Annotated in this window: 19 protein-coding genes; 11 read left to right on the top strand and 8 right to left on the bottom strand. The window is 59.0% G+C overall.

The features are described from left to right. Positions 1-176: 176 nt before the first annotated feature. From QVF59_RS20580 to QVF59_RS20570, 3 genes are all read left to right on the top strand, one after another. Entirely contained in the window at positions 177-389 is a 213-nt protein-coding gene (locus QVF59_RS20580) for a hypothetical protein (protein ID WP_287882393.1), read from the top strand. 105 nt (positions 390-494) lie between these two features. Further along, positions 495-1,118, top strand: coding sequence for a helix-turn-helix domain-containing protein (locus QVF59_RS20575; RefSeq protein ID WP_287882391.1), 624 nt, complete (start codon positions 495-497; stop codon positions 1,116-1,118). 278 nt (positions 1,119-1,396) lie between these two features. Next, positions 1,397-1,663: a hypothetical protein gene (locus QVF59_RS20570; RefSeq protein WP_287882389.1), complete on the top strand. Its 267-nt coding sequence runs from the start codon at positions 1,397-1,399 to the stop codon at positions 1,661-1,663. A 401-nt stretch (positions 1,664-2,064) separates the two neighbouring features. Here the strand turns inward: QVF59_RS20570 and QVF59_RS20565 are convergent, their stop codons facing one another. Together QVF59_RS20565 and QVF59_RS20560 are read right to left on the bottom strand one after the other, a co-directional pair. After that, positions 2,065-2,466, bottom strand: coding sequence for a hypothetical protein (locus tag QVF59_RS20565; RefSeq protein WP_287882387.1), 402 nt, complete (start codon positions 2,464-2,466; stop codon positions 2,065-2,067). A gap of 412 nt (positions 2,467-2,878) precedes the next feature. Then, the gene (locus QVF59_RS20560) at positions 2,879-4,204 is read right to left on the bottom strand and encodes a nucleotide disphospho-sugar-binding domain-containing protein (protein WP_287882385.1); all 1,326 of its coding nucleotides are present in this window, start codon (positions 4,202-4,204) and stop codon (positions 2,879-2,881) included. Between the two features lie 724 nt (positions 4,205-4,928). On the opposite strand from QVF59_RS20560, the gene QVF59_RS20555 reads away from it, so the two are divergent. The 6 genes from QVF59_RS20555 (at position 4,929) to QVF59_RS20530 (ending at position 13,892) form a co-directional block, all read left to right on the top strand. Then, positions 4,929-5,750, top strand: coding sequence for a hypothetical protein (locus tag QVF59_RS20555; RefSeq protein ID WP_159875482.1), 822 nt, complete (start codon positions 4,929-4,931; stop codon positions 5,748-5,750). A 255-nt stretch (positions 5,751-6,005) separates the two neighbouring features. Further along, a complete protein-coding gene (locus QVF59_RS20550; protein ID WP_287882383.1) occupies positions 6,006-7,694 on the top strand; it encodes a sensor histidine kinase in 1,689 nt (562 codons plus the stop codon). Continuing rightward, positions 7,691-8,059, top strand: coding sequence for a response regulator (locus QVF59_RS20545; protein ID WP_159875480.1), 369 nt, complete (start codon positions 7,691-7,693; stop codon positions 8,057-8,059). The genes QVF59_RS20550 and QVF59_RS20545 overlap by 4 nt, the downstream gene beginning before the upstream one ends. 108 nt (positions 8,060-8,167) lie before the next feature. Beyond that, positions 8,168-10,909, top strand: coding sequence for a hybrid sensor histidine kinase/response regulator (locus QVF59_RS20540; RefSeq protein WP_287882381.1), 2,742 nt, complete (start codon positions 8,168-8,170; stop codon positions 10,907-10,909). Between the two features lie 3 nt (positions 10,910-10,912). Continuing rightward, on the top strand, positions 10,913-11,998 hold the full coding sequence (locus tag QVF59_RS20535) for an HD domain-containing phosphohydrolase (RefSeq protein WP_159875478.1): 1,086 nt from the start codon (positions 10,913-10,915) through the stop codon (positions 11,996-11,998). Next, positions 11,991-13,892, top strand: a complete 1,902-nt coding sequence (locus QVF59_RS20530) for a diguanylate cyclase (protein ID WP_159875477.1) — start codon at positions 11,991-11,993, stop codon at positions 13,890-13,892. Before QVF59_RS20535 ends, QVF59_RS20530 begins: the two co-directional genes overlap by 8 nt. Before the next feature lie 78 nt (positions 13,893-13,970). Here QVF59_RS20530 and phhA read toward each other — a convergent pair whose 3' ends face one another. Next, positions 13,971-14,864 (bottom strand): phenylalanine 4-monooxygenase, encoded by an 894-nt coding sequence (gene phhA, locus QVF59_RS20525; RefSeq protein WP_287882378.1) that lies wholly within the window; start codon positions 14,862-14,864, stop codon positions 13,971-13,973. Positions 14,865-15,002: 138 nt separating this feature from the next. Here phhA and QVF59_RS20520 point away from each other — a divergent pair, with 138 nt between their 5' ends. Beyond that, the gene (locus tag QVF59_RS20520; protein ID WP_287882377.1) at positions 15,003-15,476 is read left to right on the top strand and encodes an Lrp/AsnC family transcriptional regulator; all 474 of its coding nucleotides are present in this window, start codon (positions 15,003-15,005) and stop codon (positions 15,474-15,476) included. A 1-nt stretch (position 15,477) separates the two neighbouring features. Here the strand turns inward: QVF59_RS20520 and QVF59_RS20515 are convergent, their stop codons facing one another. Together QVF59_RS20515 and QVF59_RS20510 are read right to left on the bottom strand one after the other, a co-directional pair. Then, entirely contained in the window at positions 15,478-16,401 is a 924-nt protein-coding gene (locus tag QVF59_RS20515; RefSeq protein WP_159875474.1) for a DUF808 domain-containing protein, read from the bottom strand. Positions 16,402-16,527: 126 nt separating this feature from the next. Beyond that, positions 16,528-17,436 carry an ion channel gene (locus tag QVF59_RS20510; RefSeq protein WP_287882375.1) on the bottom strand — a complete coding sequence of 303 codons (909 nt, stop codon included), beginning with the start codon at positions 17,434-17,436 and terminating at the stop codon, positions 16,528-16,530. Between the two features lie 113 nt (positions 17,437-17,549). Between QVF59_RS20510 and cls the strand changes: the two genes are divergently transcribed. After that, entirely contained in the window at positions 17,550-18,998 is a 1,449-nt protein-coding gene (cls, locus tag QVF59_RS20505; protein WP_287882373.1) for a cardiolipin synthase, read from the top strand. A gap of 9 nt (positions 18,999-19,007) precedes the next feature. On the opposite strand, the gene QVF59_RS20500 is transcribed toward cls, so the two are convergent. From QVF59_RS20500 to QVF59_RS20490, 3 genes are all read right to left on the bottom strand, one after another. Beyond that, complete coding sequence (locus QVF59_RS20500; RefSeq protein ID WP_287882371.1) at positions 19,008-19,709, bottom strand: methylated-DNA--[protein]-cysteine S-methyltransferase; 702 nt, start codon at positions 19,707-19,709, stop codon at positions 19,008-19,010. Next, the gene (locus QVF59_RS20495) at positions 19,706-20,614 is read right to left on the bottom strand and encodes a DNA-3-methyladenine glycosylase family protein (RefSeq protein ID WP_287882370.1); all 909 of its coding nucleotides are present in this window, start codon (positions 20,612-20,614) and stop codon (positions 19,706-19,708) included. Before QVF59_RS20495 ends, QVF59_RS20500 begins: the two co-directional genes overlap by 4 nt. A 107-nt stretch (positions 20,615-20,721) precedes the next feature. Beyond that, entirely contained in the window at positions 20,722-22,161 is a 1,440-nt protein-coding gene (locus tag QVF59_RS20490) for a glycoside hydrolase family 1 protein (protein WP_287882369.1), read from the bottom strand. Positions 22,162-22,189: the final 28 nt, after the last annotated feature.

Raw genomic sequence — 22,189 nt, 5'->3', positions numbered from 1 at the left:
GGCGCGCAAGCATCAGGAGCCGCATACACCAGACAAGGCTTAATCCTGCTTGCGCCGGGTACGGCAGCGGAAATTGCAGATCACACGGGCAGCACTGTGCAAGGCAAACTGCCGCATGGCGTTTTGCCCGGACAACACGTACCATTCGGCATGTCTGGCATGGTGCTCCTGCCGCAATGCCAGCGCAGCCGCAGCAAGCCGCGTTGTTCACGCAGCGCGACATGGCCGTCGGCACGGTGCCGGTTCTCCTTGAAGAATGCTTGTTTGAGTCAGTAGATGTGCTTGGTTGCGCTGCCTTTGTGTTGATCAGGCATGCACAAGCTAAGCGTATCGAACAGTATCGTCAACACATCAAAAATCAATACCGTTTCGCGCTTGAAACAAAGTAAGAAACTTGAACAAATAATTTTTAATTATCAAATACTTAGATTCACTTCCTTAAACTTCAAAAACTGTATCAAAAACGATACTATTTTCATTGAAGAACCGTACTGATGGAAAAATTATTTTCGGCTGCGGAGATAGCCAGCATGGCGCTGCAAGGGCTTCCAAAGACCAAAGCAAACGTGATTGCTAGAGCTGAGAGAGAAGGCTGGTACTTTGAAGAGCGCAGAGGGCAAGGCGGCATCAAGCGTGTTTACGCCATTCCAGAACAGTACCTCCCCCAGCCGCAGTGGCGTGAAGTCCATCGCGGCATAGCAGCAGAAACAGCCTCCCCGCCCTACTGGGCGGAAAATATGGTGCTGTTCCTGCTGACCGGCACAGAATCCACAGCCCCCGTCCACATGGCGTTCAGTCGCCACTGGATACAACAGCAGCTACAAGTGAAGGCGGACGACCTGCAACTGATGCAAGTGCCGGGCGACTCCATGGACGGCACACTGAACAGCCGCGATGTGGTGCTGGTCAACAAAGCAGACAAGCAGCCCGCTAACGGATTATTTGTACTGCGACTGGATGGCGTACTGGAGGTAAAGCGCTTGCAACGCTTGCCGGGTGCAAAACTGAAAGTGAGCGGCAGTAATGAAGCCTACGACCCATTCGAGATTGACCTGACACAGGCAACACCCGGTTTTGAAATCGTTGGGAAGCTGGTTTGGCATGGGCGAGTGCTTTGATGCGTCGTCTCTCAACGGCGCTCCCCAAAGCCATGCGAAAGCTGCCCTGGTGAAGGCAAACCTGCCTTCATCCGGCAGCAATGGAAACGGCGCAAACCTGCGCCGTTTTTCGATTCCCTGCCAATAAAATTCTCGCGCTGACGGCGACAAACCCAAACCCGTACCCGACAGGGCCCATTAGCGAGTCGGTTCGGTAACTTTACTCAGAGCACACAGACCCGTTTTACTCACTGGACAAGCCGCACCTCCATGTCTACGCATGCTTCCCTCTCATCAAAATGAAAAAAGTTCTTTGCTCCATTGCCCTTACGCTTTCCGCCTGCTCAGGCCACGCGAATGAAGTCTGGACTGTGCAAAAAAGCATGCCGGTCTTCAAAGAACCCAATGACGACCTGAAAGCCCCCATTTTCGTGTTGCAATCCGGAGAGAAGTGCATTCCTCTGGATCATGCAGTCGCCAAGGTCTATGCCTACACCCAGGTGCGATGTGGCGAGCGAGAGGGCTGGGTTGCTGATGATGATTTTCTGAAACAATCCCCTCATTGAGTCGAGATGCGAGTAGATATATCCAGCTTACGCAACGGAAATCACAGCATTTTGCCTCCGCTCACGCGGATGATATTTTGCACGCCGCTTCCGCGCGGCAGACGGGAAAGAGGGCTTGCCTGGCCAAGCCCTCCTTCACCTCCAAGGCCACCCCGGCAAGCATGGCCTGCGGCTGCCCGACAGGTCCCGCCCGGAGCGAGGCGCGCCTGAACTCGCGATTTGCTAAGGTCCAATCGCTCAGACAGGCAGGCGCTTAACACCTCGCTCCGGCCACCCGTCGGCATGCTTGATGGGGCCCATGGGCGCGTTGGTGCGGTGGGGAATCAAGCGATGTGGGTGGCTTCGTGTGCCGAATCAAAACTACTGAAAGCGGAACTTCTGCTTTCGACCCTAAGCGGTCATTAACCTCGTATCGAAGCCAACCAATCTTTAAAAAATTCTTTTTGAAGTGCCACAGGGGACGGGATGACATCAGCTCCTTCTTCGAAGATGCGTACCAGATTTTCTCTGGTTGCTGGCTTTCCCATTTCCATCTTGTATGCAACTTTTCCTTTTCCCATGTCACGAGCCATAGCGGATGGGTACACGTTAATACTGGCACCGTAACAAAACGGAATCAGCCCTTCATTCTCTAATTCCAATCGAATCGTACAAAGAGCCTCGAAGTAGTCGTGAGCCTCTGATGAAATAGTCTTTCCTCTGTACTCACATACAAGGCGAAACAGCCCATTTGCCTCGTCCTCTATGAATTTCGCAGTTTCATCATCTGCACCGCCAATCAAGAATATTTGATGTTGAATCATAAAACTCCGGGTCTGTCAGGAGAACAACGATACGCTCAAGCATTAAGAGAGAAAGTCAGCTTCTGGCCGATACCAGTCATGGCCGCGCATTTGCATAAAAAATCTCTTGGCCTGCATCAGAAACTCATCTACTACGCAGTGATTCGCTATCGCAAGCACCGCACCAATACAACCGGGTCCCGTCAGCGCGAACCAAAACAGGCGTGCCGCACAGGGTAAGTAGCGGTCGGCTGTTTGCAGCGGCACGACGTTAGCGCGCCGCAAGTTCCGGCCTCGCCCTTGGCGGGATGGCTGGGGCGGGAGTTCCCGACGCTGCAGGTCTTGGCAGAAGCAGACGAATGGGTGACCGATTTAAAATAGTGGCCTTCCAACCGTTAACCGTCATCAATGTAGCTAGCGGTGAGGGGGGTATTCACTGTTCAGATTTTCCGACAGGCTCTAAGCCCTCAAAAAGAGCTGCCTTAATCTGATCTAGCAACAAGGGCAATCCAGGCTCTTGAGGCATCTTTTGCGCAATACGTGAGCATGACTGGCTGATCTCATGAGAGGTAAGCAGGTTTTGCAGCTTTTTTTGCATCCGGGTGGAAGACAAAAGTTTTGCCGGGAGCACATCAGCAACGCCCAAGCGTTTGGCGCGTTGCGCATTATCAAACTGGTCGTACGCAAATGGTACGATTAGCTGTGGAATCCCGGCATGAAAAGCCTCTGCAATGGTTCCGATACCGCCATGGTGAACAATAGCCGCCACGCGTGGCAGAAGCGAGGCGAAAGAAACATGTGCTTGCCACATGATGCTGGCAGCTAGCGAATCTGGCAGTTGCGATGCATGGGGAGTGACAAAAATCCCACGTCGCCCAAGCTGTTTCAAGACCTTGGCTGCAGCAGCAAAATAAGATGATGCGTGTCGGTGCCCAGTACCCGGAGTGAACACAATTGGTAGTGTGCCATCGGATAGAAAATGCTCTAGTTCTGGTGACAGTTTGTCCTGGCTGGGTTCGCTGTTTCTAACAAAGCAACCTTCGTAGAAAGGTTGTGGCCAATCCTGCTGAACGGCAGCATACCAGGATGGAAACAGGCCAACCGAGGCATCCGGTACTGTGAGCATATGCTCAAAAAAGTGCGCTACCGCAGGCAAGCCGTGCTGAGATCGGACCGCATTCAGGCTGGGTAATGTGACCGGATCAATCCAGGCTTTATGAATCACTTTCCATAACAATTGCTTCCAGGCTATGGGCATCCATGCTGGTATTTGCAGCGATCCAGCAGCAAGCATGTCGTGGCTGCTGCATAGATTTGATGGTGCCAAGTAAGCTGCGACAATCCTCAGATTGGGGCGTACTGATCTAGCCAATGCGCTCATTGGAAGCAAAATCGGGTGGCTTAGCACAACACAGTCTTCATTGTCTTGCAATTGCCGGACAAGGTGGCTAACGGCACCTAGGTGTGGAACAAGTCCGCGCCAGATTACTTCCCAGCCTTTACGTTCATCCCACAGCTTGGGGTCGTCCAGAAGCGCCTGCCATTCGTCAAAGGTACTAAAGGTTTGAAATGGCACACCAGATGATGCAATGAGGGTCTTATGTAAATGTGGCACCAGCATCATGATGCGGTGGCCACTTTTTTGGAGCTCTTGGCTGAGGGTAATGAAGGGAAGTATGTCACCGCCAGTTCCGCTGGCTGCAACGATGATGAGCGGTTTTGTGACTTGCGGGGTTGCAGTTGGTGGTATGGCTGGCATAAAGGTGTTCTCTTGAGTGGATTGCCTTCTTCCATAAGGGAATTGGCCAGGCAGTAGTCTTGGGGCTGCTATTGTTATTTTATACCATTGCCATAATTAGCAAATAGGGGGTGGTTACCACTCATTCGCTTGATATGTTATCAGCGGAGAAAAGGAGGGCTTAATCGCCTGCAATGTTTGTGCGATTTGACCTTAGCAAATCGCGAGTTCAGGTGCACCTCGCGCCGGTCGGGCCCTGGCGGGCAGCCGCAGGCAGGCCATGCTTGTCTCAGGAGCTAAGGGGGTTGGAAGGGGCCTTTGGTCACACAAAGGCCCCTTCCCAGCCGCCGCGCGGACGCGGCTGGAAAATCATCCTCCGCATCTGCGAATACAAACTGTGCAGAAGTGGGAATTGGTCGGACAGGGAAACAGGGAATCAGAACAGAACAGGAAGTCAGCCTCTGCTCCACCGCAGCGTGAACAAAAAAAGGGCCTGGGCAAATTGCCCAGGCCTGGCTTGATGCACGATTAAAGCCGCAGATTGCAACGGGACAGACTCACTCGCAAACCCGGCGCCACCGGGTATGCCCCTAGCTATATGCAAACACCGTGCCAGCTTTTTTACCGGCATGGCGTCGGGAAAAACCGACATTTTTTGCTGCATCGCACCAACAACAAGCCTGCCATGCACTGATTTCAGGATTTCCTGCACAACGCTGCAGCATGAGTACGCTATGATTAGCGCATGAATACGCCAGCCAACACCAATAAACCCGCGTCACCGCCAGAAGCGGAACTGCGCACACCGGAAAACGAGAACACCCTCGCTACCATGGCCATGCCGCTGGGGGAAACGGTGTTGACGCTCAGTGCCAGCGCGGCGCCCATTTATGGCATCCTGCACCGCAGCCGCGCCATGACAGGTCAATCAGATTTCTTCCGTCTGCAGTTTCGTGGTTTTGCCAGGATAGAAGGCAATCAATGGCAACATTACGCCAATGATGATGCACGCTTTCATACCACTTATAACTGCGCCTGGGTACGCGTGGATCACCCCAGTCACTCGGTCACCTTCGGCCCCAAGAATGGCGTGAACTGCACCGAAGCCTTTGCCGGACAAGGGCTGGATACCTTTCTGTTTGCCCAGACCATTGCCTGGGTCAAGGGTATTTATCCCGACTACGCCATCAGTCCGGGGATGATTGCCATTACCGGCAATGCCAGCGAAGAAGAGAAACTGCGCCGCAATGCCTTTTACGCCAGCCAGGGTTTCCAGTTTGACTGGCAGGATGCTGCACAGCGTACCGGCTTGTATTTCAAGGACAAGATCAGCCGCCTGCTGGGCGTATGGGACAAGGAGCATATTCAGGAAGTAGGCGGCGAAGCCATGTTGCAATCACTGGCAATGCAAGATGAGTCTCGCCTGGCGCTGGAAGAAAAGGTGGCGCTACTGGAGTCGGCTCACAGCAGCATGAAATCGGCCCTGCAAAAGGAGCGCAATACCTCGCAGATTTTGATGGGTGTGCTGATCATCGGCGTGATGCTGGCGCTTTGGGCAGTGATTTGATCTGATACCTGCGGTAATCGCTGTCGTTTTTAAAAGTTGAATCCTATAAAAAAACATGAGCATGCCCTAAGTCAAAGTGCAATCTGCACCGGGCAGCTAGCATGGAGCCTGGCTGGTGAAAGGAAACAGGCCGCAGTCCCTGCCCCACACATGCGGCAGCAGAAAAAACAATAAGACATGCGGCCTGAACATCAGCCAGTACAACAAAAAATGAAATGGCTGTTTCCGAATTGGAAAACAGCAAGCGGGGGAAAGATGAAACAAGAGAAACGCGGCCTTGCCCGGCTGTTCGAGCACGGCCTGGGTGCCCTGAACCTGGAGTGGATGATTCCGCTGTTCAGCCTGTTCCTGGTAGCCATGATCTGGAGTACGGTGCTGTGGCAGGTGAATACCGACAAGGTACGCAGCCAGCTGGAAATGCAGCGGCAAAGCGAAAACCTGGTCCGGGTGTTCGAGGAACACATTTCCCGCACCATCCGTGCGGTGGACCAGTCGGTACTCTTCCTGAAATACCAGTACGAGTCCGAAGGCAACAAGATGGACATCCACAGCTATCTGGACAAGGGCATCATCCAGAGCCAGCTGTTTGTCGGTCTGTACATTATCGGGCCGGATGGCATGCTGCAGCTGTCCAGCGTCCCCAATACCAAGAGCATGAACCTGAGTGACCGCGAACATTTCAAGGTGCATATCGCCAAGGATAGCGGGCAGTTGTTCATCAGCAAGCCGGTGAAGGGGCGGGCATCGAAAAAGTGGTCGCTGCAATTCACCCGCCGTATCAACAAGCCGGATGGCAGTTTTGGCGGCGTGGTGGTGGTGTCGGTAGACCCCTTCTATTTCACCAACTTCTACAAAGACCTCAATATCGGCAAAACCGGTGTGGTTACACTGGTTGGCCTGGATGGCATTGTCAGGGCGCGCACCAGTGCCGGTGGCACCGGTATCGGCATGGATATCCGCAGCAGCAACCTGTTCCGGCAATGGCCGGGCAAGGATGGCGGCAATTATCAGCAGCAAAGCAGCATCGACCATGTGCAGCGCTCCGTCAGCTTCCGGGCGGTGGACGGCTATCCGCTGGCGGTGCTGATGGGGGTGGGCGAAAACGAGGCCATGGCCGACTTTTACGAACACCGCAATGCCTATTTCCTGGTTGCCGCCATTGTCAGCCTGCTGATCTGCACGGCAGGCTTCGTGATGTACCAGATGGTGCTGCGCCTGAAAAAGAGCAAGGTACAAGCAGAATCAGCCAACCGCATGAAGTCGGAGTTTCTGGCCCACATGTCGCACGAACTGCGCACGCCTCTCAATGGTATTTTGGGTTGTTCGGACTATCTGCAGGCCTCGCTGAGCGATCCTGGCGATCTGGAAACCGCCAGCATGATCCACAAGAGCGGACAACATCTGCTGACGCTGGTGAACTCCATTCTTGACATGGCCCGCATCGAGGCAGGACGCATGCCGATGGAAATTGTTGAAGTCAACCTGGCCCATATGCTGCGCGACACGGTGGAGCTGTTCCGCCCCAAGGCAGAAGGCAAGGGACTGCAACTGGACTTCAGCTACCAACAGGCGGCAGACTGCCCGGATACGGTCAGGCTGGACCGGACCAAGTTGACGCAGGTGATGAACAACCTGCTGCACAATGCGGTGAAATTTACCGAGCAGGGCCACATACAGATTGATGCCAGAGTCAGTCCACACCAGCTGCAACTGGACATACGCGATACCGGCTGCGGCATTCCGGCCGACCAGCAGCAACTGGTGTTCGAGCAGTTCCGCCAGGCAGATGCCTTCCTGACCCGAACCCAAAGCGGTTCCGGTCTGGGCCTGGCACTGGTGAAGGAGCTGGTACGGCTGATGTCCGGCAAGGTTGGTTTTGAATCACAAGTCGGCGTGGGTACGGTATTCCACGTCAGCATTCCGCTGGAAGGAAAACAAGCATGAGCAAGCTGGACACCATTCTTGTCGTTGATGATGACGAAATCAATCGCAAGGTGGCAGGCCTGTTTCTGCAACGCATGGGCTGGAAGACAGATCAGGCCGCCAGCGCCTTCGAAGCGCTGGAGCAATTGCAACAACACGACTATCACTGCGTACTGCTGGATATCAGCATGCCGGGCATGAGTGGCATAGAGCTGTGCCGCAAGCTGCGCGCGGAGCCGCGCTGGCAGGACTTGCGCCTGATTGCCTACACCGCCCATGCCATGAGTGACGAACAGGATGCCATGCTCAAGGCCGGCTTCAATGCCATCGTCACCAAACCGCTGACGCGTGACAGTCTGGTAGCCGCACTGGCCAGCCCGGAATAAAGCCGATTGACCAGGCGGCATGCACAATATGCGATGAGCGCCCTTTCCCAAGACATAGCCGGTGGAACACAGTTGAACGTGCAAGAACAACAACAGCAGTCCCTTCCCGTGTCGCACACCAGCACGGCTGCCTTCGCGGGCAGCAGCACGCCTTGGCATGACGCCTTGCTGCAACAACTGGAGCAACAGGGAGACTTGGTACAAGACTGCACCGCAGACGGACGGATACTGTACGCCAGCATCCGCTGGCAACAGGCGCTGGGCTATAACCAGGCAGAACTTGGCGATCTAAACGTATACCAGTTGCTGGCAAGCGACAGCCAGGCTGCATTCCGGGCGCAATGCCAGCGCGTGCTGCAAGGTGAGCAGGCCCAGGCCACCGAACTGGTGATGACCGACCGCGTCGGCCAGGCACTGTCCTTGCAAGCCAGCTTCTGCAGCCTGCCACCAGCGGCAGGTAAAGACCGCCTGCGAGTGGTGCTGCGCGATGTCACCCAGCAGAAGAAACAGGAACTGTGGCTCTCCACCCTGCTGGACAATATGGACGACGGCATCATTGCCATGGACATGCAGGGCTGTCTGACCTACATGAACCAGGAAGCCGAACGCATCCTGGGCTGGCGTTTTACCGAGCTGCACGGCCAGAAGGTGCATGATTGCATTCACCATCACCGTGCCGACGGCAGCATTCTGGAGCTGGAAGACTGCCCCCTCTATCAGGCATTGCAGCGCAAGGACATATACCGTTCCAGTGAGGAATTGTTTTTCAGCAAGGATGGGCGGGCGGTGGAAGTGCGCGTCAGCAATACCCCGCTGCTGCTGCAGGGACAACTGGTTGGCAGCGTCACCACTTTTGCCGACATCAGCGCCATCCGCCAGCGCGAGCAGCAAATGCTGCAGGCCACGCGTGCCGCCGAAGCCGCGGCGCGGGCCAAGAGTGAATTCCTGGCCACCATGAGCCATGAAATCCGCACCCCGCTCAATGGGGTGATCGGCATGATAGACCTGCTGATGGATACGCCGCTGGATGCCGAGCAATCCGATTTTGCCCGCACCATCAAGATGTCGGCCGACACCCTGCTGTCCATCATCAACGACATCCTGGACTTCTCCAAGATCGAAGCGGACGGGCTGGAAATCGAAAACATCGACTTTTCCTTGCGCCAGTTGCTGGAAGGCACGGTGGACATCGTGGCCAACAAGGCACACAGCAAGGGGCTGACACTGGCCAGCTTCGCCACGCCCGAGGTGCCGGACAGCCTGCTGGGCGACCCTACCCGCCTGCGTCAGATCCTGCTGAACCTGCTGTCCAATGCCATCAAATTTACCGAGCATGGCATGGTGCTGGTTTCCGCCACACTGGAACAGGGACGGGACGAGCAGACCATGTTGCGCCTGTGCGTCAAGGACTCCGGCATCGGCCTGTCCGACCAGGCCCGCAGCCGGCTGTTCCAGCCCTTCTCGCAAGCAGACAGCTCCACCACGCGCAAATATGGCGGAACCGGACTGGGGCTGGCCATCTGCAAACGTCTGGCCGAAGCCATGGGCGGCAGCATTGGCGTACAAAGCACGCCCGAAGTCGGCTCGGAGTTCTGGATCACCCTGCCGCTGCAGGCAACCGGTCATGACTACTGCCTGCAGAGCAGCACGCCCCCCAGCCAGCACCTGGTATTGCTGGCCGGCGACAGCAGCAATAACCAGCAGTTGTGGAGCCATTACCTGGATAGCTGGGCCCTGCCCCATCACTGTGCCGGCAGCCTGGCCCAGTTGCTGGAAACCCTGCGCCAGCTGGCTGCTGCCGACAGTACCCCGGATGTACTGTTACTGGTGGAGCCGCTGTCGGATGCCACCTTGGAACAGGCGGTGCAGACACTGGGAGTGGAAGGCATTCCCATGGTGGTCTGTCTGCACGAGCAGGATGGCAACCGTAAGACCAGCCTGTTGCAACAAGGCATTGCCGTACTGCACAAGCCGATGAAGCAATCCACCCTGCTGGATGCGCTGACCGTGCAATGGACACCGGGCAATATCCGCCTGCATACCCCGCAAGCCGACACCATGGCACCGACCAATCCCGTCCCGCACCAGCATTATCATTACCGGCTGCTGCTGGCCGAGGACAATCCGGTCAACCAGCGCGTTGCAGCCAGCATGCTGCACAAGCTGGGCTACCGGGTAGATGTGGTCAGCCATGGCGGCGAAGTGCTGCAGGCGCTGGAACAACAGCATTACGATGCCATCCTGATGGATTGCCAGATGCCGCACTTGGATGGCTATGCGGCCACCCGCATCCTGCGTCGTCAGGAAAGCGAAGCTGCGCAAGGCCAGCACCTGCCCATCATCGCCATGACGGCCAATGCCATGGAAGGGGATCGCGAACTGTGCATCGCCGCCGGCATGGACGACTATCTGGCCAAACCCATCGAATACGCCAGACTCAAGGCCCTGCTGCAGCAATGGCTGCCACTGCATCCGGAAACTGCCGCGCCGCCTGCCACCAGCGCCGTCAGTCCGCCGAGCAGCTTCACCGTACAGCGCCTTACCGAATTCCTGGGTGATGATCCGGTCGGCATCGCCGAAATGCTGGATATCTTCCGTGACTCCCTGCTGCGCTGGCGGGAACGCCTGCGGCTGGACATCCAGCAAGGCGGCCAGGGACTGCGCCAACTGGCACATGAGCTCAAGGGCAGTGCTGCCAATGTAGGAGCCGATGTATTGGCGGCACTTGCCGGACAGTTACATGCCGCAGCAGTAGACAACAATCTGGAAACAATTCGCAGCATCGCAGTACAGATTGAAAGCGAAATGGATGCCCTGCTGGCCTTCATTGCCGCTTATGGAAAGGACTGAGCAATGTCTCATGTCATCGTGGTGGACGACAACGACACCAACCTGCTGCTGCTGCGCCACATCCTGCAACGGCTGGATGGCGTCACCGTGGATACCTTTGCCGACCCGCAGCAGGCGCTGGCCTGGTGTACCCAGTTCGAACCGGACCTGATCCTGCTGGACTACATGATGCCGGAGATGGACGGCCTGGAATTCATGCGCCGTTTTTTCGCCCTGCCGCACCGGCAAGAGGTACCGGTTGTGATGGTTACCGCCGATACCGAGCGTGATGTACGCCACCTGGCCTTGCAGCAGGGCGCGCGCGACTTCCTGACCAAACCGGTGGACAAGGTAGAGCTGACGGTGCGGGTGCGCAATCTGTTGGCGCTGCGCAAAAGCAGCCAGCAACTGGCCAACCGTGCCGCCTGGCTGATGGAGGAAGTGAAGCTGGCCACGGCGGAAATCCGCGCCCGCGAAAAGGAAGCCATCCTGCGCCTGTCGCGGGCGGCCGAATACCGCGATCCGGAAACCGGTGCCCACCTGCTGCGCATGTCTGGCTATACCCGCCTGATTGCCCGCCAGCTGGGCCTGCCGCAACAAGAACAGGAAATGCTGCAGGAAGCCGCCCCCATGCACGATATCGGCAAGGTTGGCATTCCGGATGCCATCCTGCTCAAGCCGGGCAAGCTCACCGAGATGGAAATGGCGGTCATGCGCCAGCATCCGCTGTTTGGCCATGAAATACTCAACGGCTCGGTCTCCCCGCTGCTGCAATGCGCTGCCGTGGTGGCACTGAGCCATCATGAAAAATTTGATGGCACCGGCTACCCGCAAGGACTCTCAGGCACGGACATTCCACTGTGGGGCCGCATCGTGGCGGTCGCCGACGTCTTCGATGCCTTAACTTCCTCACGCCCCTATAAACAAGCCTGGCCGCTGGAAAAGGCCAGGCACTACCTGGAAAGCCACAAGGGCATGCACTTCGACCCGGCCTGTGTCGATGCCCTCATTGCCCAGTGGCCCGACGTCATGATCATCCGCCAGCAATACGCCGACGAACACGAGGCAGCCAGCCAGACGCACCAGCCACCGGGAGCGCCACATGCTTGAAGCTGCTACCTTTAATGAACTGAAAATCAGCGGCAACCTGCCCTCGCCCAAGGGAACGGTGCTGAAAATCATGCAGCTGAGCGAGCACAACAATGTGCCGCTGCCCGAGCTGATTGCGGTACTGAACACCGACCCGGTCATGATTGGCCGCCTGCTCAAGCTGGCCAACTCGGCCTCCTTTGTACGCAGCCGCCCCGCCGTGGCACTCACGCCGGACGTGCTGATGTCCATCGGACTGAATGCCGTGCATCAGGTTGCCCTCACCTTTGCCCTGGTAGCCGAACACCGCCGTGGCCAGTGCCGGGAATTCGACTACGATTTCCACTGGTCGCGCGCCCTGGCCTGTGGTGCCTCCATGCAACTGCTGGGCAGCCAGCTGCGCATTGCCCCGCCCGGCGAGCTGTTCACCATCGGCATGCTGTCTTCCATTGGCCAACTGGCCATGGCCACGCTGCACCCGGAAGCCTATGGCGCGCTGATTGCGGAACAGGGTGGCCCCTATGCACAAGGCCTGGCCCGGCACGAAGAAGCGCGCTTTGGCTACCACCACCTGGACATCGCCACCGCCTTGCTGCGTGACTGGGGCTTGCCGGCCATGTTCTGCGATGCCGTCAGACTACACGAAGACCCATTCCTGCCCAGCAACGCAGACAGCTCACGCGCAGCACGGCTGTGCCTGTGTCTGCATCTGGCCACGCGTCTGGCTGATCTGTGCTTTCTTGCCGGCGAAGCCCGCATCCACGGCTATGAAGAACTGAAAAAGCAGGCCAGCCGGCTGGAGGTTGACCCCAGCCACTTCCCGCGCCTGTGCGACGAAGTACTGCGCGAATGGCGGGAATGGAATGCCCAGCTGTCCATTCCCACGCCGCAGCAGGAGTCGTTCTCCCTGCTGGAACGTCGCCAGCAGATCGCCCCGCGCCCGCCCGAGCCGGAAGAGGAACAGGAAGCCCTGCACATTCTGGTGGTGGAAGACGAAGCCAGCCAGCGCATGATGCTGCAGCGCCTGCTGCAGATTCTGGGCCATCAGGTTGACGTGGCCGCCAACGGCCAGGAAGCCTTTGAACTGGTACTGGAAAAACAGCCGCAACTGGTGATTACCGACCTGGCCATGCCCGAGGTCGATGGCCTGCAGCTGATCCGCCGCCTGCGCGCCATTCCCGAAGGACGCCAGCTTTACATCATCGTGCTGACCATCATGGATGATGAAGACAATCTGGCCGCCGTATTCAGCAGCGGTGCCGACGACTTCATCAGCAAGCCGATACCGCCGCGCATCCTGCAGGCCAGGCTCAAGGCCGGACAGCGCATCATCCAGGAGCAGCGCAGCCTGCGCCAGGAACAAGCCTTGCTGCGCCGCCATCTGGAAGAATTGTCCATCGACAACCAGCTGGCACAGGAGGCCGCCCAGACCGACGGCCTCACCGGCCTGTACAACCGTCGCTATGCCATGCGCTACCTGCCGCAGATCTGGGACGAAGCCAAGCTCAGCCAGCAGCCTCTTTCTGCGCTGATGCTGGATATCGATCACTTCAAGGTGGTGAATGACGAGCACGGCCACGATGTGGGCGACACCATCCTGCAGCAGTTTGCCGGCATCCTGCGGCTGTTCTGCCGTCGTACCGACATCATCTGCCGCTTTGGTGGCGAGGAATTCCTCATCATCCTGCCGGATACCCGGCTGGCCACCGCCATACAGGTGGCAGAACGCATCCGCTCCACGCTGGCCAGCCGTAATATGGTGGCTTCCGGGCTGGCATTGAGCCTGACTGTCAGCATTGGCGTGGCAGAAAAATCCACTGCCCACGGTACAGTGGAAGCACTGATCAAAGCGGCGGACCAGGCCTTGTACCAGGCCAAACGCACCGGCCGCAACCGGGTGGAAGCCGCACCCTGAGTCAGGAGCAGAACCACACAAGACAAAGGCCAGCTGCCACTGATGGCGCTGGCCTTTGTCATGCACGCAACGCGTGTGTCAGAGATCGTCGGTTTCCGCCCAGCCTTCGCGACTGCCGGCATGGAACACCTGGTCGGCAGCATCGATATCACCCGCTCCCAGCACCGGCATGGCCTGCAAAGACTGATAGATGGGGCTGAAGTCCACCGCGGTGGCATCGAACAGCTGCTGGAAACTGTCGATGACAAAGTAGGTTTTCTGGAAGGTGTCGATGCGATAGCGGGTGCGCATCAACCTTTGCAGATCAAAGCCGACACGGTTGGGACTATCGCTATCCAGGCAGTACAGCGACTCGGACTTGCTGGACACGATGCCGGCACCGTAGATACGCATGCCCTCGGGTGTGTTGATCAGGCCGAATTCCACCGTGTACCAATACAGTCGGGCCAGCACCGGCAGAAAACCCAGATCCTTCGCCTTCATCCCGCCCTGGCCATAGGCCTGCAGGTAATCGGCAAATACCGGGTTCATCAACAGTGGAACATGGCCGAACAGGTCATGAAACACGTCCGGCTCCTGCAGGTAATCCAGCTGATGCGGTTCGCGCAACCACCAGGTCACCGGAAAACGGCGATTGGCCAGATGCTCGAAAAACACATCATCCGGAATCAGGCCCGGTACCGCCACGAGGCGCCAACCGGTAGCAGCCAGCAGCTTGTGGTTGAGGCGTTCGAAGTCTGGCACCCGGTCGGCGTCCACTTCCAGCTGCTGCAGGCCCTGCATGAATTCATCACAGGCGCGGCCAGGCAACATTGCACTCTGGCGCTGGTACAGCGTGGCCCAGGTGGCGTGGTCTTCTGCGCTATAGCGTTGCAGCGGCTGTGCCAGGGTGTAGTCGATCGCATCATGGCCCAGGCCCTGGTTCTTGCGGGTGGTGATGTCGGGGACGACGAAATTGCTGCGCTCGTTCATGGCGGCACATCCGGTAGGTGGGGATGCTTTCAGTGTAGAAGCTGCCGCGTGCGGCAGGTCCGCAAGTTTTGCCATTATTGCTGATTTTTTGCATACTTCCCGCATAAAACAATCAAACCACGCGGAGAAACTGCACAAATGGAACTGGATCGTTTTGACTGGCAGATTTTGCTGGCCTTGCAGCAGGATGCGCGCAGCACCCATCAGAAGCTGGCCCAGCAGATTGCCCTGTCAGCCTCACAGATTGGCCGCCGCCTGCAGCGCATGGAAGAAAACGGTGTGGTACAGGGTTATCAGGTGAACATCCTGCCGGAAAAAATCGGCCTGTCGGTGATGGCCTTTGCCCATGTCAGCCTGGAACGCCACAGCGAGAGTTCGCTACGCGAATTCGCCCAGGCCATCGATGCGCTGCCGGAAGTACTGGAATGTTATGCCACCGCCGGCGAGGCCGACTATCTGCTGCGCATCGTGGTGGAGGACCTGCCCTCCTTGTCGCGCTTCGTGATGAACCGGCTGATGCAGCTGTCGCTGGTGCGCAGTGTGAAGTCCACCATCATCCTGGACGCCATCAAGCACACCAGCAAACTGCCGTTGCCGCACACGCGCAGCTGAGTCAGCGGCGCAGGCGCTGCCAGCCCAGCAGTGCGCTCAATGCCAGCGTACCGGCCAGCATGCCCACCAGCACATCCAGAATGGCTGGCAGCAGCAGGCGGGATACCGCACCAATGCCGGGAAGATGCGATAGCGGATGCACCACACCCTCGATGGCATGATGCAGCGCCGGCCAGCCATGGCTGATGATGCCGCCGCCCACCATGAACATGGCCACGGTGCCAATCACCGCCAGTGCCTTCATCAGCCAGGGCATGCCATGGATCAGGCCACGGCCGATCAGGCTGCGCAGCTGGCCCCCCTGGCGCAACAGGTATAAACCGATATCATCCAGCTTCACCAGCAGGCCGACAAAACCGTATACCCCCACGGTCATGATCAATGCCACACCTACCAGCACCACCAGCTGCGACGTAAATGCAGCACTGGCCACCGTACCCAGCGTGATGGCAATTATTTCCGCCGACAGGACAAAATCGGTACGGATGGCACCCTTTACCTTTTCGGCCTCAATCGCCAGTGGATCGATGGCCGGGTCGGTCAGCATGGCTTCCAGCTCGTCCTCATGGGCGGCGTCTTCTTCCTTGCCATGCAGCAAGGGATGCGCCAGCTTTTCCATGCCTTCCAGGCACAGATATACCCCACCCAGCATCAGCAAGGGCATCACCGCCCAGGGCGCAAAGGCGCTGAGCGCCAATGCCAGCGGTACCAGAATGGCCTTGTTGCGCAGCGAGCCACGTGCCACCGCCCATACCACCGGTAGTTCGCGTTCGGCACGCACCCCGGCCACCTGCTGCGCATTCAGCGCCAGGTCATCCCCCAATACACCGGCAGTCTTGCGTGCGGCCACTTTGGTCATGGCCGCCACGTCATCCAGCACGGTAGCAATATCGTCAAGCAAGGTTAACAGGCTGGCTCCCGCCATGATTTTTCCTTCACATCCTGATGCAGCTGGCCCGGTGGGCCGCCACTGTTATTGGCAGCCGGCATCGAGGCCGGCTGGTCCTGAGCGACAGGCCGGGTCATTGTAGCGGAAGGAAGCAGCAGTAGCTCAGCCGCCAGGTTGGCTACCGGGGGTTTGGCTGTCAGGCATGGGGACAATGGCGTGCAGCAGGCCGAAGTCGACATGGTCTTCGCCGTTCTCGTCGGTATACAGCAGGTCCTGGTACTGGTGGTTCCAGCGGATGTCATCGTGCTGAAACAGGTGGCGTGCCGCCATGCTCTGGCGGGTGACTTCGTCACTGCCGCCAATCGACAGAATGAAGCCGGCACGCAATTGCGCCAGCTCTTCAGCGCTGCGGCCATACAGCGGGCTGTGCTCGTCGATGACATGCATCAGCGTCCAGCTAAGCACAAACATGGGATGGTGCTGCCGCTGCAGCTTCAGGTCGTGCAGCCGCCTGAGCGGTGTACCTTCGCTGCTGACGGTATTGAGCAGCATGTGCAGCTGCGCTTGGGCATCCACAATCACGTTCTGTCGCGCATTGGCAGCGCGCAACATCAGCACCTGCCTGCCATCCATGGGGCGGATTACCGGGTGACGGGAAAACACGATGCGCGAACGCGGCAGGGAAAAGCGGGCAAAGGTGACACCGGTCACCAGCGCCAGGCTCATCATGCCGATGAAGATTTCCAGCATGCTGATGATGTGTGCGTACACCGTTTGCGGGTGCATGTCGCCATAACCCACCGTGGCCAGGGTTTCCACACTGAAGAAAAACGCACCCCAGAAATCGCGGGGAAACTGGTTGGCAATACTGCCCTCGCCCAACTGGTACAGGCTGGCAAACAGCATGTTGAGCACAAAAAACAGGGCGGCAATGGCCACGTAAAACTGCGGCCAGCTCATGGTCATGGCCACATGGTAGATATCGTTGGCCAGCTTCAGTGGCAGTTGGTGTACATGGATCACATGCCCGCCCACCACAACCTGTCTGCCCTTGCCTTTTGCTGCCTCCATCTACCGCTCCTTCGCTTAGCTGCTTGCCATTGTGTGCAGCACGTCCGATGGCGTCAATGCAGGCGGCCACACGGTTTGGACGCAGCCAGGCCGGCTCTGGCATGATGTGACGCATGCCTGCCACCACCACTCTGATTATTCTGCTGCATGTCAGCCTGCAGTTGCTGCTGATCATGCGCGTCCTGCTACGCCCTTACCGCGACCCGGCCGCCAGGGTGGCCTGGACCGTGGTGGTGGCTACCATGCCGGTCATCGGCATGCTGGCTTATCTGCTGCTGGGTGAAGTCAGCATAGGCCACCGTCGCATGGCCAGGCTGGCGCGCATCCAGCAGCAGCTCCCTCCTCTGCCGGCTCTGCCACCAACCGCCCCCATAACGGCCCTGCCGGCTACGCCAGCCCAACTGTTTCGCGTTGGCCAGTCCATCAGCGGCTTTGCCCCCTGCGGCGGCAACCGGGCGGAACTGCTGGCGGACAGCAATGCCACCATCGACCGCCTGGTGGCGGACATTGATGCCGCACAGAGCCATGTGCACCTGCTGTTTTATATCTGGCTGCCGGATAACAACGGCAGCCGGGTTGCCCAGGCGGTCATGCGCGCCGCGCAGCGTGGCGTGAGTTGTCGGGTATTGGTGGATGATGTGGGTTCGCGCTTGTTGTTGCGCTCACCCTTGTGGCAGCAGATGCAGGCAGCCGGTGTGCAACTGGCAGCGGCCCTACCGGTGGGAAACCCGCTGCTGCGCCCTTTCAGTGGCCGGATAGACCTGCGCAATCACCGTAAGATCGTAGTGATCGACCACTACACCGGCTACTGCGGCAGCCAGAACTGTGCCGACCCGGAATTTCGCATCAAGCCGCGCTTTGCGCCGTGGGTGGATGCGGTGATAAGGGTGGAAGGCACGGTGGTACAGCAGATGCAGCGGCTGTTTGCCACCGACTGGATGCTGGCCACCCGCGAAGACCTGCTGCCGCTGCTGACGGCGACACCGGAACCGCCGCAAGGCGGCCCTGCCTGCGGCGTGCTGGCTCAGACCATTGGCACCGGCCCCACTGCACGCCACTCGGCCATGCCGGAACTGTTCGTGGCACTGATGTACAGTGCCCGGCACAGCCTGACCATCACCACCCCCTACTATGTGCCGGACGAGGCCTTGCAATCGGCACTGTGCGCTGCGGCCCAGCGCGGGGTGGCCACCACCTTGCAACTGCCAGCCCGCAATGATTCGCTGGTGGTGAGCGCCGCCAGCCGCAGCTACTACGCCGAGCTGCTGGCTGCCGGAGTGGTGATTGCCGAATATCATGGCGGCTTGCTGCACAGCAAGCTGCTGACGGTGGATGAGGACATCTGCCTGATTGGCTCGGCCAATCTGGACCGGCGCAGTTTCGAGCTGAACTACGAAAACAATCTGCTGTGCCACGACCGGGAATTGACCGCCGCGTTGCGCCAGCGGCAGCAACAATACTTACAGCACTGCAGCCTGGTTGGTCCGGACAGCGTGGCGGCCTGGCCGCTGTGGCGACGGCTGTGGAACAATGCCGTCGCCATGCTGGGCCCCTTGCTGTAAGGCGGTGCCTCAGCCAGCAAACAGGCCGGGCACGGTGTTTTCCTGTTCAAAACGCAGCAAGGCCGCCTTCAGCGGCAAGCCGCCGGCATAGCCGGTGAGGCTGCCATCCGCCCCCAGCACCCGGTGGCAAGGCACGATCAGCGCAATCGGATTGGTGGCATTGGCGCGGCCCACCGCCCGCGCGGCACCGGGTTTGCCCAGCGCCAGTGCCAGTTCGCCATAACTCATGGTCTGGCCATACGGTATCTGGCACAAGGCCGCCCATACCTGCTGCTGGAAATCCGTGCCATGCGCCGCCAGCGGGATATCAAAACTGCGCCGCTCGCCACGCTGGTATTCATGCAACTGGCGCGCCACCGCCGCTACCGCGGCATCGTCGCGCCGACTGCCGGACAACACCGCCCGCTCCATTTCCTGCTCCAGATGAAAATCCAGCCGCAGCAAGCGGCCCTGCAAATCCAGCCACACCATGGCCGGGCCAAAACGGGTATCCACCACGCCGTGGCAAGCAGCATGCGGTGGCACGCTCAAGGAGGCCGTCATGTCGCCCTCCGTATCCGCCGGCACCGTACTACCTGGCGCGGTGGCACCGGCGGCATCCCACAAACCACCCTGGGCAAATAATGGTGCCGCGGGTATGGCAGATGCAGCAGAGGTAGTTGCTGCTGTCGGGCCATGCGGGCTGAACAGATCGGGTATCACGGGTTTCATGCGTTCTCCGTCAGGCTGGCCCACAAATGCAGGGTGGCCAGGCTGCGACAGGGGGAAAAGACTTGCATCAGCTGTTCGGTCTGGCTGGCATCGGGCCGGGCTGGCAAGGCGTAAAAGCGCTGCAAGGCGGTGGCGAGGCCACTGTCGCCAATCGGCGCGCTGTCGGCAAAACCCAGGCCGCGCAGCATCACATAACGTGCGGTCCACGGCCCCACGCCATGCAGGGCCAGCAATCGGTTTTCGGCCTCGGCCGCATCCTGGCTGGACATATCATCCAGTGGCAGGTGGCCGTCCAGCACCGCTTGGGCGGCCCCCAGCAAATACGCCGCCTTGGAGCGGGAAAAGCGCTGTGCAGTCAGTTGTTCTGCCGACAGAGCGGCCACCTGGGCCGGGCCGGGATGGGCCAGCAGCGTGCTGCCGGCAATCGCCACCCCGGCCAGTTGTATCAGGCTGCGCCGCAAGGCGGTGGCAAAGGACAGATTGATTTGCTGGCCGATGATGGCCCAGCACAGTGCTTCGAAGGGTTCTGCCGTCAGTGGCAGCCACAAGGCGGGTTTGTTACCCAGCAAGCGGGCGGCATCCGGCTGCTGGCGACTCAGTTGCAACCAGGCTTCGCGCTGGCCATCCAGCCCGGCCATGCGCAACACGGCCTGCTGCACCACGGGCAGCAAGGTCGACCAGTCATGGCTGGCTGCGCCACGAACCCACACCAGCAAGGATGCGGCACTAAAGCTTAGTTGCAGCTCAAGGGCGCAGCCCTGCAGCAGCAGGCCCTTGCGCAATTGGAGCCCCTGCTGCCATTCGGCCGGGCCAGCCGGGTCGCGGCCATGATAGGCCAGCGCCGTGGCGGCGTGATAGTCCGCTGGTAAATCCAGCACAAAGCCGTGTTCCACCACCTGCTGCATGTATGCCCCGCTCCTGCGGCCCGACTGGCCACTAGAACAGGATTATCGCGCAGATGCCGGCGGCTGGCACCTTGCAGATTGCGGTCAAACTCTCCCCGGCTGGTCAATCAGTCCAGGCAGGTACCGCCGCTGGCAATCACCCGCTGATACCAGTAGAAGCTGTCCTTGCGGATGCGCTGCAGGCTGCGGCAATCCTGCTCGTCGCGATCCACATACACAAAGCCGTAGCGCTTCTGGTAGCCGTTCAGCCAGCTAAGGATGTCGGTGAAGGACCAGGCGCAATAGCCCAGCAGCTTGACTCCATCCGTAATGGCCTGCTGGCAGGCCGCCAGGTGGCTGCGCAGGTAGTCGATACGGTAGTCGTCATGCACACGACCATCTGCCGTCAGCTGGTCGAACTCGCCCAGCCCGTTTTCGGTAATCAACAGCGGCAAGGCATAACGTGATGTCAGCCGGCGCAGACCGATGCGCAGGCCAGTAGGGTCGATGGCCCAGTCCCAGTTGCTGGTGGGCAGATGCGGATTGGCCTGGGTCTTGTACAGGCCGGGTACGCCACTGGCCGGGGTGCTACCTTTCTGACCGGTGGTATTGATACGCTGCAGGCCCACGCCATCGGCCGGGTTAACGGTATAGCAATGGGTCTGGTAGTAGTTGACGCCGATGAAGTCAGGCAGGCCGCGTCGCAACATGTCCTCATCGCCGGGCTGGATGTCCGGTGCCTCGCCACGTGCGGCCAGCCAGTGCAGCGCCGCTGCCGGGTAGCGTCCCAGACAATAGGTATCCAGCCACCACAGATTGGTGAATTCCTCGGCATTTTCAAAAGCCAGCATGTCCTCTGGACTGCTACTGGCGGCATAGGCCGGGGAATAGGCAAAGCTGGGGCCGATCAGCCCCTGCGGCACCCACTGGCGGAAGGCGGCAATGGCGCTGGCATTGGCCAGGAAAGCATGATGGTTGGCAGTGTAAAAACGCTTGCGGTCCTGCACGGCCGGCGGGTGGGTGCCCAACAGATAGGCATTGCTCAGGTTGTAGTTTTGCTCGTTCAGCGACACCCAGTATTTCACCTTGCCGCCAAAGCGCTGGTACAGGGCGGTGCAGTAGTGGGTGAAGTCCGCAATGATGCGCCTATCCTCCCAGCCACCGTATTCATCCTGCAAGGCTTGCGGCAGGTCCCAGTGATACAGGGTGAGCACCGGCTCGATGCCATGAGCAAGCAGGCTGTCGATCAGCCTGTCGTAAAAGGCCAGCCCGGCCTCGTTTGGCGCACCGCGTCCGCTGGGGAAAATACGCGGCCAGCTGACGGAAAAACGGTAGGCGGTAAGGCCCATTTCCGCCATCAGGGCGATGTCTTCCGGATAGCGATGGTAGTGATCTACCGCCACATCGCCATTGCTGCCCTGAAAAGTACGCCCCGCTTCGCGGCTGAAGCTATCCCATACCGACGGGCCCTTGCCGTCGGCATTCCAGCCGCCCTCAACCTGATAGGCCGCCGAGGCAGCCCCCCACAGAAAGTCAGCCGGGAACGGCAAAGTGTGTTGATGGTGCATGTCATGGCCTGCTGCAGAGAATGATCTG

It is taken from the genome of Aquitalea sp. (assembly GCF_030150775.1).
In the GTDB taxonomy this organism is placed as follows: domain Bacteria; phylum Pseudomonadota; class Gammaproteobacteria; order Burkholderiales; family Chromobacteriaceae; genus Aquitalea; species Aquitalea denitrificans.
Note: the sequence above shows the minus strand (reverse complement) of the source record. Positions and strands in the feature narration are given on the sequence as shown.